Origin of the sequence: Rubellimicrobium aerolatum (assembly GCF_017872975.1) — a bacterium.
GTDB lineage: Bacteria > Pseudomonadota > Alphaproteobacteria > Rhodobacterales > Rhodobacteraceae > Rubellimicrobium > Rubellimicrobium aerolatum.
Genome location: NZ_JAGGJP010000019.1, coordinates 1 through 12,865, shown reverse-complemented (window position 1 = coordinate 12,865; position 12,865 = coordinate 1). Strand labels below are relative to the sequence as shown.

General features: G+C 71.7%; 14 protein-coding genes. 7 read left to right on the top strand and 7 right to left on the bottom strand.

Annotated elements, in window-relative coordinates; genetic code table 11:
* Positions 1–10: 10 nt before the first annotated feature.
* From lnt to irr, 6 genes are all read right to left on the bottom strand, one after another.
* Positions 11–1,516, bottom strand: a complete 1,506-nt coding sequence (gene lnt, locus J2Z33_RS15665; RefSeq protein WP_342454212.1) for an apolipoprotein N-acyltransferase — start codon at positions 1,514–1,516, stop codon at positions 11–13.
* The gene (locus J2Z33_RS15660) at positions 1,513–2,382 is read right to left on the bottom strand and encodes a hemolysin family protein (protein ID WP_209842784.1); all 870 of its coding nucleotides are present in this window, start codon (positions 2,380–2,382) and stop codon (positions 1,513–1,515) included. The genes lnt and J2Z33_RS15660 overlap by 4 nt, the downstream gene beginning before the upstream one ends.
* Positions 2,375–2,926, bottom strand: a complete 552-nt coding sequence (gene ybeY, locus J2Z33_RS15655; protein WP_245218918.1) for an rRNA maturation RNase YbeY — start codon at positions 2,924–2,926, stop codon at positions 2,375–2,377. The genes J2Z33_RS15660 and ybeY overlap by 8 nt, the downstream gene beginning before the upstream one ends.
* A gap of 3 nt (positions 2,927–2,929) precedes the next feature.
* Positions 2,930–3,976 carry a PhoH family protein gene (locus J2Z33_RS15650; RefSeq protein ID WP_209842846.1) on the bottom strand — a complete coding sequence of 349 codons (1,047 nt, stop codon included), beginning with the start codon at positions 3,974–3,976 and terminating at the stop codon, positions 2,930–2,932.
* Positions 3,977–4,165: 189 nt separating this feature from the next.
* Positions 4,166–5,464 (bottom strand): tRNA (N6-isopentenyl adenosine(37)-C2)-methylthiotransferase MiaB, encoded by a 1,299-nt coding sequence (miaB, locus tag J2Z33_RS15645; protein ID WP_209842781.1) that lies wholly within the window; start codon positions 5,462–5,464, stop codon positions 4,166–4,168.
* 93 nt (positions 5,465–5,557) lie between these two features.
* A complete protein-coding gene (gene irr / locus J2Z33_RS15640; RefSeq protein ID WP_209842779.1) occupies positions 5,558–5,989 on the bottom strand; it encodes a Fur family transcriptional regulator Irr in 432 nt (143 codons plus the stop codon).
* A gap of 148 nt (positions 5,990–6,137) precedes the next feature.
* Between irr and fabA the strand changes: the two genes are divergently transcribed.
* From fabA to J2Z33_RS15605, 7 genes are all read left to right on the top strand, one after another.
* Positions 6,138–6,653, top strand: a complete 516-nt coding sequence (fabA, locus tag J2Z33_RS15635) for a bifunctional 3-hydroxydecanoyl-ACP dehydratase/trans-2-decenoyl-ACP isomerase (RefSeq protein ID WP_209842777.1) — start codon at positions 6,138–6,140, stop codon at positions 6,651–6,653.
* 2 nt (positions 6,654–6,655) lie between these two features.
* Complete coding sequence (gene fabB, locus J2Z33_RS15630) at positions 6,656–7,882, top strand: beta-ketoacyl-ACP synthase I (protein ID WP_209842775.1); 1,227 nt, start codon at positions 6,656–6,658, stop codon at positions 7,880–7,882.
* Positions 7,883–7,895: 13 nt separating this feature from the next.
* Positions 7,896–8,678, top strand: a complete 783-nt coding sequence (locus tag J2Z33_RS15625; RefSeq protein ID WP_209842773.1) for an enoyl-ACP reductase FabI — start codon at positions 7,896–7,898, stop codon at positions 8,676–8,678.
* A gap of 53 nt (positions 8,679–8,731) precedes the next feature.
* Complete coding sequence (locus J2Z33_RS15620) at positions 8,732–9,172, top strand: VOC family protein (RefSeq protein ID WP_209842771.1); 441 nt, start codon at positions 8,732–8,734, stop codon at positions 9,170–9,172.
* Positions 9,169–9,714 carry a DUF1697 domain-containing protein gene (locus tag J2Z33_RS15615; RefSeq protein WP_209842769.1) on the top strand — a complete coding sequence of 182 codons (546 nt, stop codon included), beginning with the start codon at positions 9,169–9,171 and terminating at the stop codon, positions 9,712–9,714. The genes J2Z33_RS15620 and J2Z33_RS15615 overlap by 4 nt, the downstream gene beginning before the upstream one ends.
* Entirely contained in the window at positions 9,714–10,553 is an 840-nt protein-coding gene (locus J2Z33_RS15610; protein WP_209842766.1) for an alpha/beta fold hydrolase, read from the top strand. The genes J2Z33_RS15615 and J2Z33_RS15610 overlap by 1 nt, the downstream gene beginning before the upstream one ends.
* Positions 10,554–10,648: 95 nt before the next feature.
* On the top strand, positions 10,649–11,866 hold the full coding sequence (locus J2Z33_RS15605) for an MFS transporter (RefSeq protein WP_209842765.1): 1,218 nt from the start codon (positions 10,649–10,651) through the stop codon (positions 11,864–11,866).
* An 81-nt stretch (positions 11,867–11,947) separates the two neighbouring features.
* Here the strand turns inward: J2Z33_RS15605 and J2Z33_RS15600 are convergent.
* On the bottom strand, positions 11,948–12,865 hold a 918-nt coding region (locus J2Z33_RS15600; protein WP_425342576.1), incomplete at its 5' end, for a calcium-binding protein.

Below are 12,865 nucleotides of genomic sequence, written 5' to 3'. Positions count from 1 at the left end.
TCGGACATGGCTATGCCTGCCCGCCCCTCGGGTCAATCCCCCGGCGGCGGAACGCCGCGCCGAGCAGGACAAGGAGCCCGAGCCCATAGACGGGCCAATCCCCCAGCCGCGCGTAGGGCGTGGGCGCGAGCGCCGGGGGCAACCGCACCTCCAGCGCCCCGGCGGTGTCGAGCGGCAGGGACGCCAGCACCCGCCCCGTCCCGTCGATCAGCCCGGAAATCCCGGTGTTGGCCGCCCGCACCAGCGGCAGCCCGAACTCGACCGCCCGCAGGCGGCCGAGCGCGAAATGCTGCTGCGGTCCGGCATCCTTGCCGAACCAGGCGTCGTTGGTGACAAGGAGCAGGAGGCGCGGCCTCTCGGCCCCGAACTCCTCGGGGAAGATGCCCTCGTAGCAGATGAGCGGCCTTGCCCGACCGATGCCGGGCAGGTCGATCAGCGCGCCCTTGGTCCCGGCGGCGAACCCCTCGCCCTGCATCTCGGCAAGGCCGCCCAGCCCGATCTGCGTCAGGCTCCCCCGGAACGGGATGTATTCCCCGAAGGGCACCAGATGCGCCTTGTCGTAAAGCTCGCGCACCTCGCCGCGTTCGTCCGTCACGACGAGGCTGTTGAAGAACCGCCCCTGTTCGTCCCGCCGCACGACCCCCGTGGCGACCGGAGCGCCCCCGGCCTCCGCCCCCAGCGCCAGCGTCGGCCCGGCCCACTCCAGCAGGTCGGGGAGCGCCGTCTCGGGCCAGACCACCAGATCGGCGTCCTCCCGCTGCCGCGCGGACAGGGCAAGCAGCCGCTCCAGATGCCCCGGCATCTTCTCCGGGTCGTATTTCTGGGCCTGCGGCACGTTCGGCTGGACAATGCGGACCACCGGCGCCTCCTCGCCCAGGACGGGCGCCGGACCGGGCCGCAGCAGCACGGCCCCCGCGACCAGCGCCACCGGCACGGCCAGCCGCCCGAACCCCATGCGGGGCTCGGCCATGACGGCCGCCGCGAGCAGCGTGAGCAGCGTCAGCCCCTGCTGCCCCGTGACGGCGGCGACCTGCACCAGCGGCGTGTCGATCCAGACATGGCCGACCAGCGCCCAGGGAAAGCCGGTGAACACCACCGACCGCAGGGCCTCCGCCCCCGCCCAGAGCGCGGCGAGCCCGAGCACGCCCAGCCGCAGCCGCCGCGCCACCCCGAAGGCCGCGCCCCAGAACAGCGCGAGTCCCCCCGCCATGAACAGGAGCGCGAAAGGCGCCATCCAGCCCGTGCGCTCCGGCTCCACGAGGAAGGGCTCGACGATCCAGCGCAAGGCCACCGCGAAGTGCCCCAGCCCCAGCGCCCATCCCTCGGCAAAGCCCGCGCCCCCGCGGGCCAGCGCGAAGGCCAGCACCAGCGCGGCCAAGGCGGCGACCGGCCAGGAGACCGGCACCTGCCCCAGCGCCAGCACGGCGCCCAAGGCGGCGAAGGCCCCCATCCGCACCGGACGGGGCCAGGCGGCGACCCGCGCGGGCGCCGTCCCGAGGACCTGCGCGCCGATCACCGGCCCGAGGGAGGCAGCCGCACGCGAAGCCGCCGCACGCGGCGCGAGTCGGCGTCCAGCACCTCGAACAGCGGGCCGTCCGGGTGGGCGACCACCTCGCCCTTCTGCGCGACATGCCCGGCGAGCAGGAAGACGAGGCCCCCCATGGTGTCCACCTCCTCCGCGTCGATCTCCTCGTGCGCGGTGAGGTCCAGGCCGATCGCGTCCTCGAACTCCTCGATGGGCGTGGCGCCGTCCACGATCCAGACCCCCTCCCCCTCGCGCGAGACGTGCTGGGGCTCGGCCACGTCGTGCTCGTCGTCGATCTCGCCCACCACCGTCTCAAGGAGGTCCTCGATGGTGCAAAGGCCGTCCGTGCCGCCGTATTCGTCGATCACGAGGGCCATGTGGATGCGCTCCGCCTGCATCTTCTGGAGCAGCGTCGCCAGCGGCATCGACGGCGGCACATACAGCAGCGGCCGCAGCATGGCGCGGAGGTCGAAGTCGGCGCCGCGCCCGAAGCCGTGCTTCAGCGCCACGTCCTTGAGGTTCACGATGCCGAGCGGCTGGTCGAGGCTCCCCTCGTACACGGGGATGCGGGTGCGCCCCGACTCCCGGAACTCCTCCACGAGGTCGGGAAGGCCGATCGTCACCGGCACCGCGACGATCTCGGATTTCGGGATCGCCACGTCCTCGGCCCGCATCCGGCGCAGGTTGACGAGGCTGTGGTATGTCGGCGTCGCGGGCCGGGTGTCGGGCTTCTCGTCGTCGCCATCCGAGGCGCTCAGCGCCTCGATGATGCGCGAGAAGAAGCCGCGACTCGGACCCTCGGAGGGGTCGTCGCTTCCCTCGTCGCGGCGCGGCGTGGGGGTGCTGGCGTCAGCCATCGGTGATCCTCGTGGTGGCGGCCCCTTCTGCCCCAGGAGCATAGGGGTCCGCAAGCCCGAGGCCCATCAGGATCTCGGTCTCCAGCCCCTCCATCAGCTCCGCGTCGACCTCGCGCTCGTGGTCGAAGCCCAGCAGGTGCAGCGTCCCGTGCACGAGAAGATGCGTCGCGTGGGCCTCCAGGGACTTGCGCGCCTCCTCGGCCTCGCGGGCGCAGGTTTCCCAGGCGATGGCGATGTCGCCCAGGCCCACCGGCATCGGCGGCTCGGGCGCGGGAAGGTGCGGCATCTCGCCCGCCTTCTGCGCGCCCCGCTCCTCCGAGGGCCAGCTCAGGACGTTGGTCGGCTGCGGCTTGCCGCGGAAGTCCTCGTTCAGCTCGGCGATGCGCCGGTCGTTGCAGGCCAGCAGGCTGATCTCGTAGGCCGAGGGGTCCAGTCCCAGCCGCTCCAGGGTGGCGCGGCAGGCCCGTTCGGCCAACTCCTCCAGCCCGAGGTCCTCCCAGCGGTGATCCTCGGTCAGCGTCTCGACGAGCGGATCGTCCATCATTCTCTAGTCGGGGTCCTCCAGCCTCTCGCGGGCGCGCGCGTCGGCGTCATAGGCCTCGACGATGGCGGCCACCAGCGGGTGCCGCACGACATCGCGCGAGGTGAAGCGGCTGAAGCTGATCTTCGGCACCGCCGCCAGCAGCCGCTCCGCCTCGATGAGGCCGGAGGGAACCCCGCGCGGCAGGTCGATCTGCGTGCGGTCCCCCGTGACGACCATGCGCGACCCCTCGCCCAGGCGGGTCAGGAACATCTTCATCTGCATCGAGGTGGCGTTCTGCGCCTCGTCCAGCACGATGAAGGCGTGGCTCAGCGTGCGGCCCCGCATGAAGGCCAGCGGCGCGATCTCGATGATCTTCTCCTCGATCATCTTCTGCACCTGCTTCTGCGGCAGGAAGTCGTTCAGCGCGTCATAGAGCGGCTGCATGTAGGGATCGACCTTCTCCTTCGCGTCGCCGGGCAGGAAGCCCAGCCGCTCCCCCGCCTCGACGGCGGGGCGCGACAGGATGATCTTGTCCACGTGGCCGCCCAGGAACATGGACACGCCCACGGCGACGGCGAGGTAGGTCTTGCCCGTCCCCGCAGGACCGATGCCGAAGGCCAGCTCGTGCTCGAAGAGGGCGCGGACATAGGCCTTCTGCGCCTCGGTCCGGGGCTCCACGACCTTGCGGCGGGTGCGGATCTCGATCCGGCCGTTCGGCCCCTCGCCGAACATCTCGGTCTGGTCGCCGGCCTGCGGCCCGGTCTCGCGCAGGGCGGAGCCCATCCGCAGCTCGCGGTCGATGTCGCCGTTCTCCAGCCCCTTGCCCGATTCGAGCCGCTGGTAGAGCGCGCGCAGCACCTCGGCCGCGCGGGCGCGGGCGTCCCCGTCGCCCATCACCGAAAGTCGGTTGCCCCGGCGCAGGATCTGCACGCCGATGCGGTCCTCCAGGATGGCGATGTTGCGGTCATGCTCGCCGCACAGGTCGATGAGGAGGCGGTTGTCGGGGAACTCGAGCAGGGTCTCGCCGTTGGCGGGGGCGGCGGCGGAGGCGTTCAGCGCGGTCACGGGCAGGGTCGTGTCTCCTTCCTGCGGGGGGCGGCGGGCCGCGCAGCGCGGCCCCAGGCGCCCTGTCTCCCATGGTGGCGCGGCCCGGACGATGGCGCAAGCGCCGCGAGAGGCCGCTGGCAAGGCAACGCGCGGCGTGGCTTCCGGGTCCGAGGCCGAAGCGGTCCGATGCGCGATTTGCAGGCGCCCGCCGTCTCAGGCCGCGATCTCGCCCCCCAGCGAGTTCTGGAACGCCGCCGTCACCCGCACCGGCCGGATCTCGCCGCGCAGGGATTCGGGGCCGTCCACGGCCACGGCCATCAGGTGCTCGGACTTGCCGGCCATCTGCCCCGGCATCCGCCCCGGCTTCTCGAACAGGACCGGCACCACCTGCCCCACCACCGCCTCCTGCGCCTCGCGCTGCTGGCGGGCAATGACGGCCTGCAACCGCAGGAGCCGGTCATGCGCGACCTCCTCCGGCACGCCGGGCCGCCCGGCGGCGGGCGTTCCCGGCCGGGGCGAGTAGGCGAAGGTGAAGGCCGAGGCGAAGCGCACCGCCTCCACGAGGCCGAGCGTCGCCCGGAAATCCTCCTCCGTCTCGCCGGGGAAGCCCACGATGAAGTCCGAGGACAGCGCAAGGTCCGGCCGCGCCGCCCGCAGCCGCTCCACGAGCCGCAGGTAGCCCTCGGCCTCGTGCCTTCGGTTCATCGCCTTGAGCACCCGGTCCGATCCCGACTGCACGGGGAGGTGCAGGAAGGGCATGAGCTTCGGCTCCTCGCCGTGCGCGGCGACCAGGGCCTCGTCCATGTCATTCGGATGCGAGGTGGTGTAGCGGATGCGATCCAGCCCCTCGGTGGCGGCCAGCGCGCGCACCAGCGCCGCGAGGCCGCCGTCGGCCCCGTGCCAGGCATTGACGTTCTGGCCCAGCAACGTGATCTCGCGGACCCCTTGCGCCACCAGGGCGCGGGCCTCGGACAGGATGCGCTCGGCCGGCCGGCTCACCTCGGCGCCCCGCGTGTAGGGCACGACGCAGAAAGCGCAGAACTTGTCGCAGCCCTCCTGCACGGTCAGGAAGGCCGTGGGCGCGCGCAGGCGGCGGGTGGGCAGGTGGTCGAACTTGTCCTCGGGCGGGAACTCGGTCTCCACGACCTTCTCGCCCGCCTCCATGCGCGCCATGAGCCGGGGCAGGTTGTGGTAGCTCTGCGGCCCGACCACGAGGTCCACCATCGGCGCGCGGGCCAGGATCTCCTCCCCTTCGGCCTGCGCCACGCAGCCCGCCACCGCGATCCGCAGGTCGGGCCTGGCGGCTCGCAGCGGCCTCAGCCGCCCGATGTCGGAATAGACCTTCTCCGCCGCCTTCTCGCGGATGTGGCAGGTGTTGAGGAGCACAATGTCGGCCTCCTCCGCCTTGTCCGTCTGCTCGTAGCCCTGCCCGGCCAGAAGCTCCGCCATGCGCTCGCCGTCATGGACGTTCATCTGGCAGCCGTAGGTCTTGACGAAGAGCTTCTTGGTCATCGGAGCGACCTCGCGCTGGGGCGGCACGGGCATAGGCCCTCGGACGCGGCAAGGCAAGGATGCCGGCCCGCGACCGTCAGGCCCGGCGCGGCCTCAGACCTTCCGCAGCCGGATCACCACGTCCACCGCCGCGATCTCCGCGCCGTCGGGAGCCTGGGGCAGCCGCCGGATCTCAAGCTCCGAGGCCGGCGCGTCGGACAGACGGCACTCCTCCTCCCAGAAGAAGTGGGGGTGGTCGGTCATGTTGGTGTCGAAGTAGCTCTTGGAGCCGTCCACCGTGATCTCGCGCATCAGGCCCGCCTCGCAGAAGGCCCGCAGCGTGTTGTAGACGGTGGCGAGGCTCACCGGCTCGCCGGCGCGGGTGGCGGCGTGGTGGAGGCTTTCGGCGGTGACGTGCCGGTCGCGCCCGTCCCCCACGAGGAGCTGCGCGAGCGAGACGCGCTGGCGCGTGGGCCGCAAGCCCCCGCGCGCGAGCCAGGCCTTGCCCCGTCCCCCGGCCGTCGCGTCCGTCCTGTCGTCGTGCATCGGCTTGGTCTGTCCTTCATCCCTGGCTTCACGAGGATATGTCGTCGGCGGACCCCGATTCAACCGGAACCTCCCCGCCCTTGCCCCCCTTGGTGGCTGGGTGATAAGGCATCGCGCGGCGCGCAACAACCGGATGGACCCACGGCCTATGCCCGACTTCCCGCGACACTTCGACAGGGAGGCGCTGCTGGCCTGCGCCCGGGGGGATCTCTTCGGCCCCGGCAACGCCCAGCTTCCCGAGCCGCCGATGCTGATGATGGACCGCATCACCGACATCTCGGGCGACGGCGGCGCTTCGGCGAAGGGCCATGTGGTGGCCGAACTGGACATCCGCCCGGATCTCTGGTTCTTCCCCTGCCACTTCCCCGGCAACCCGGTCATGCCCGGCTGCCTGATGCTGGACGGGCTCTGGCAGCTCACCGGCTTCAACCTCGGCTGGCGCGGCTGGCAGGGCCAGGGCTTCGCGCTCGGCGTAGGCGAGGTGAAGCTGTCGGGCATGATCCGGCCCGACCGCAAGCTCGTGCGCTATCAGGTGGACTTCACGCGGGTCATCGACCGCCGGCTCAAGATGGGCGTGGCCGACGGCCGGGTGGAGGCCGACGGCGAGCTGGTCGCCGAGGTCAAGGACATGCGGGTGGGCCTCGCCGTGGCCCAGGGAGGCTGACCATGCGCCGCGTCGTCGTCACCGGGATCGGCATCATCTCCCCCATCGGCAACAGCGCCGCCGAGGTGCTGGACGCCCTCAAGGCCGGCCGCTCGGGCGTCGAGCGATCCGAGGAGATGGCCGAGCACGGCTTCCGCTCCCAGGTCGCGGGCACGCTCAAGATCGACCCGGCCGAGCACATCGACAAGCGCCGGATGCGGTTCATGGGCCCCGGCGCGGCCTATGCCTATCTCGCCATGGAGCAGGCCATCACCGACGCGGGCCTGACCGAGGCCGAGGTCAGCCACGAGCGAACGGGCCTGATCGCCGGATCGGGCGGGCCGTCCACGTCCAACCTGTTCGCGGCGGCGCAGACGGTGCTGCGAACCGGCAGCCCCAAGAGGATCGGGCCGCTGATGGTGCCGCGGGGAATGTCCTCGACGGTCTCGGCGAACCTGTCCACCGCGTTCCGGATCAAGGGGATCAACTACTCGATCACCTCCGCCTGCTCCACCTCGCTTCACTGCATCGGCTCGGCGGCCGAGCAGATCCAGATGGGCAAGCAGGACGTGATGTTCGCGGGCGGCGGCGAGGAGCTGGACTGGACGCTCTCGGCGCTCTTCGACGCGATGGGGGCGATGTCGTCGCACTTCAATGACGAGCCAACCCGAGCGTCCCGCGCCTTCGACCGCGACCGCGACGGCTTCGTGATCGCGGCGGGCGGGGCCATCGTCGTGCTGGAGGAGCGCGAGCGGGCACTGGCACGCGGCGCGAAAATCTATGCCGAAGTGACGGGCTTCGCCGCGACCTCGGATGGGGCGGACATGGTGGCCCCCTCGGGCGAGGGCGGGGAGCGGGCGATGAAGCTCGCGCTCTCGACGCTCCCGCAGGGGCGACGGGTCAGCTACATCAACGCGCACGGCACCTCGACCCCGGTGGGCGACGTGACCGAGGTGGAGGCCGTGCGCCGCGTCTTCGGCGACGACCACCCGCCCATCTCCTCGACCAAGTCGATGACCGGCCACAGCCAGGGCGCCACCGGAGCGCAGGAGGCGATCTACTGCCTGCTGATGCTGCAGGACGACTTCATCGCGCCGTCGATCAACGTTGACAACCTCGACCCCGCCCTGCGGGAGGGCGAGATCGCCACGATGCTCGTGGAAAACGCGGGCCTCGACACCGTGATGACGAATTCGTTTGGTTTCGGCGGCACGAACGGATCGATGCTCCTGAGCAAGCCCCTCGATTGAACGGACCCATTTCATGAACCTGTCTGGCAAGCGCGCGCTCATCATGGGCGTCGCCAACGATCATTCCATCGCCTGGGGCATTGCCAAGGCGCTCCATGGCGCCGGGGCGGATCTGGCCTTCACCTACCAGGGTGAGGCCTTCGGCAAGCGCGTGGCCCCTCTGGCGGCATCCCTTGGCTCGGACTTCCTGGTGGACGCGGACGTGACCGACGACGCTTCGCTGGACCGGGCCTTCGGCGCGGTGGCGGATCGCTGGGGCGGGCTCGACATCCTGATCCACGCCATCGCCTTCTCGGACAAGTCCGAACTGCACGGCCGGTTCATCAACACCACGCGGGAGAACTTCAGGACCAGCATGGTCATCTCCTGCTACTCCCTGATTGACGTGGCGAGGCGCGCGCGGGCGCTGATGCCGCAGGGGGGCACGATCCTCACCCTGACCTACCAGGGCTCGAACCGGGTGACGCCGCATTACAACGTGATGGGCGTGGCCAAGGCGGCGCTGGAATCAGCGGTGCGCTACCTCGCCAACGACCTCGGGCCCGAGGGCATCCGCGTCAACGCCATCTCCCCCGGCCCGATGAAGACGCTGGCCGGCGCGGCCATTGGCGGCGCGAGAGCGACCTTCCGGCACACCGAGGCCAACGCGCCGCTGCGCGCAAACGCCACGCTCGACGCCATCGGCGGCACGGCGGTCTGGCTCTGCTCGGAGGCTGGGCGCTGCACCACAGGCGAGGTCGTGCGCGTGGACGGCGGGTTCCACGTCCTGGGAATGCCGCAGGCCGAGAACCTCTAGGCTTGGCCGGCGCGCGGGGCTCCTTTAGGCTTTGTCCCATGAAGGAGCCCGTCATGTCCCAGATCGCCTTCGTCAACCTGCCCGTCACCGACCTGTCCCGCGCCCGGAGCTTCTACGCCGCGCTGGGCTTCTCCTTCGACGAGCGCTTCTCGGATGACCGCGCCGCCTGCGTCGTCGTCTCGGAGCACATCTTCCTGATGCTCCTCACCCGCGAGAGGTTCGCCGAGTTCACGCCGCGCCCCATCGGCGACCCCGCGCGCGCGACCTCGGTGCTGCTCGCCCTGTCCCGCTCCTCGCGCGAGGAGGTGGACGCCTTCATGGCGGCGGGCCTGCGCGCGGGCGGGACGGACAACGACATGATCCAGGACCACGGGTTCATGTACGCCCGCAGCATCTCGGACCCGGACGGCAACGTGCTGGAGCCCGCGTGGATGGACGTGACCGCCTACGAGCGCAGCCTCGGCGACGAGCTCAACTCGGCCATCGACGCATGACGAGCTTCGTCCTCCTCCTTCGCGGCGTGGGCGGCCGCGTGCAGGTCGCCCCGCGTCTCCTACGCGCGGTTCTCGGGGCCGAAGGCTTCGACCGGGTCCGCGTCATAGGGCACACCGGCAACGCCGTCCTGGATTGCTCCCTTGCGTCCGAGGAGGTGGCCGCCCGCGCCGCCGGTGCGCTCCTGCGCGAGATCGGGTTCCGCAACGACCTCCAGGTCGTTTCCGGCGTGGAGTGGCTGGAGATCGTGGCCGGCAACCCTTTTCCCTCCGCCACCGCCAGGGATGGCGCCCTGCACGTGGCGGTCATGGGGGCCGAGCCGGACCCGGCCCGAGTCGCCGCGCTCTCGACCCTGGGCGACGGCGAGGACGGGATCGTCGTCCGGGGCCGGGTGGCCTACCTGCACGCGCCGCACGGCTTCCGCCAGTCGCGTATCGCCAACCGCTTCGACCGCGGAATCGGCGTGCCTAGCACCACCCGGAGCTGGGCCGTCGTCCTGAAGCTGCACGCGCTCCTCGACCCGGTCCCGGCGGAGGCCGGCTGATGCCCTTCGCCAGGGCCGCCGACGGCGCGCGCCTCCACTACTCGGACGAAGGCGGGGGCCTGCCGCTGCTCGCCCTTGCCGGGCTCACGAGGAATGGCGGCGACTTCGACCATGTGGCCCCGCACCTGCCGGGTGTGCGGCTCTTGCGGCTCGACGCGCGGGGGCGGGGGCGGTCGGACTGGACGGGTCCGGCCACCTACACCGTCCCTCAGGAGGCAGCGGACGCGCTGGCGTTGCTCGACCAGCTCGGGATCAGCCGCGCCGCGATCGTCGGCACCTCGCGCGGGGGCCTGGTGGCCATGGCGCTCGGCCTCATGGCCCGGGGCCGGCTGCTGGGGGTCGCCCTCAACGACATCGGCCCCGTGATCGAGCGCAAGGGCCTGGGCGTGATCGAGAGCTATCTCGGCCGTCGTCCCGCGCAGGCGACATGGGAGGAGGCGGCGCGGGCGCGCGCGCGGCTCTGGACCGGCTTTCGCGACGTTCCGCACGACCGCTGGCTCCACGAAGTTCGAAACCACTACGAGGAAACGCCTGAGGGGCTCGCGCTTCGCTACGACCCCCGCCTGCGCGAGGCCTTCCTGCCGCCGGGCGACGCGCCGCTCCCCGACCTCTGGCCCGCCTTCGACGCGCTGGCGGGGCTGCCGCTCGCCGCGCTCCGGGGCGAGGCGTCCGACATCCTGTCCCGCACCACCCTCGCCGAGATGCGCCGACGCCGCCCCGACATGATCGCCGCCGAGGTGCCGGGGCGGGGCCACGTCCCCTTCCTCGACGAACCCGAGTCGCTTGCCGTCCTCCGCGCTTGGCTCGACCTCTGCCAGACCGAGGCCGGGCGGGGCTGACTGAACCCGACGGATACGGGCCGGACGGACACGGGCGGGCGCGAAACGCCGCGCCCAAGCTGGTGGCCGGGCGCGCGGCGGTCTAGGTCGGGGCCATGCGCTCGCCCCTGCCCTTCCTGATGGCAACCCTGTTCCTCGACGCGGTAGGGATCGGGCTCGTCTATCCGGTGATGCCCGACCTGATCGCCTCCATAGGGGGCGGGGCCATTGGCGGCGCGGCGCTCTGGGGCGGGGTGCTTGCCACCGTCTACGCGGCCATGCAGTTTCTCTGCGCCCCGGTGCTGGGCGCGCTGTCGGATCGCTTCGGGCGGCGGCCGGTGCTGCTCGCCTCCCTGGCGGTCATGGCGCTGGACTACCTGGGCAGCGCGCTCGCGCCGTCGATGGGGGTGCTGGTGGCGTTGCGCGTGGTGGCCGGGGTCGCCGCGGCCACCCACGCCACCTGCAACGCCGCCATGGCCGACGTGACCGCCCCCGAGGACCGCGCCCGCGCCTTCGGCCTCCTCGGCGCGGCCTTCCTGTCGGGCTTCATCCTTGGCCCGGTCCTCGGCGGTCTCCTGGGCGAGATCGGCCCGCGCGCGCCCTTCTGGGCGGCGGCGGCGCTGGCGGCGGCCAACCTCGCCTTCGGTGCCGTCGCGCTGCCCGAGACGGTGACCGATGCCACCCGCCGCCCCTTCGATCTGTCGCGGGCCAATCCCGTCGGGTCCATGCGGGCGGTGGCGGGGCTGCGGGGCGTCGGGCCGCTCCTCCTGATCCTGTTCCTGTTCGACCTGGGCTACATCTCCTACGTCGCGATCTGGTCCTTCTGGGGCAAGGCCGCCTTTGGCTGGACGCCCTGGGAGATCGGCCTGTCGCTGGCCGCCTTCGGCGTCGCCGCCGCGTGGTCGCAGGCGCAGGGCCTCGGGCTTTATCTCCGCTGGTTCGGGGAAAGGGGAACGATCCTCTTCGGTCTCTGGACCTCGGTGCTCTGGTTCGTGGTCTTCGCGCTGCTGCCGCCCACCCCGCTGGGTGGTTGGATCGCGCTCCTGCTCTGCCCCTTGTCCTCGCTGGCCGAGGTGACGGTCCCCGTCCTGCAAAGCCGCATCTCCAGGCTCGCGCCCCCGGACGCGCAGGGCGAGGCGCAGGGCGTCGTGGCCTCGGTCCGCTCGGCAGCGCAGGTGGTGGGGCCATTGGCGATGACAGGCGTCTTCGCCTGGGGCGCGTCGGTGCCGGGGGGCCACCTCCTCGGTGCGCCCTACCTCCTGGGCGCGCTGCTCACGCTCCCTTGCATCCATCTCTTCCGCCGCACGCCCGAGCCGCCGGCCGCCACTGCCTGAGAAGCCGTCGGCGACCGAACCGGGTGGACGCGAGACGCCACCCAGCCCCTTCGAGCCGGGTGGCGCGTGCTGGCCGCCGGATCAGAACCAGATCAGGTCGTCGGCGAGGATGGCCAGCGACTTGACCCCATGGACCGTCAGGGTATCGCCGGTGCCGAAGTCGAATACGGCATCCGTCCCCACGAGACTGGCGTAGGACAGGATCTGCGCCGCCGTCCTGGCGCCGCCGTCCCAAAGGGCATCGTCGATGCGGAGCGTGTCGATGTTGTCGACAAAGGCATTCACCTGGTCCTGGCCGTCGCCCTTGGCGAAGAAGAACACATCCGCGCCGTTCACCCCGTCGAGGACATCGTTGCCAGCGCCGCCGTAGAGGTGGTCCGCCCCGCCGCCGCCGATGAGCCGGTCGTCGCCCGCGCCGCCTTGCAGGCGATCCGCGCCGTTCCCGCCCTCCAGCACGTCATTGCCGGCGTTCCCGGTCAGGATGTCGTTGCCCTCGTAGCCCAGCAGCCTGTCGCCGGCGCTCGTTCCGGTCAGAGTATCGTTCCCGCTGGTGCCGTGCAGGGTCGCGCCAGTGGCGGGCGCATCGATGATCGTCAGCTTCACGGTGGCGGTCGTGGTTCCGCCTTGGCCGTCGGAAGCAGTAGCACTGAGGCTGACGGTCTGGTCGGCGCTGACGGCGAGGCTGGCGCCCGAGGCGACGACGACCTGGTTCATTGCGTTGAGCGCGAAACGGCTGTCGCCCGAGAGGGCGTAGCTCAGGGTGTCGCCATCGGCGTCGCTGGCCTGAAGGGTGCCAACGACGGTGCCGGCGGTGGCCGTCTCGACCACGGTGGCGGCCGAGAGCGCGAGGCCGGTGGGGGCGTGGTTGGCCGGCGTGGCCGGCGTGGCCGGCGTGGCTGGCGTGGCGCCGCTTCCGGCTTCGTAGGCGCCGAGGTCCACGGCGCCTGCGGTGCGGTCATCGCCGTCGAGGTCGGTTGCGGCCAGTCCGTGGGCGGCGCT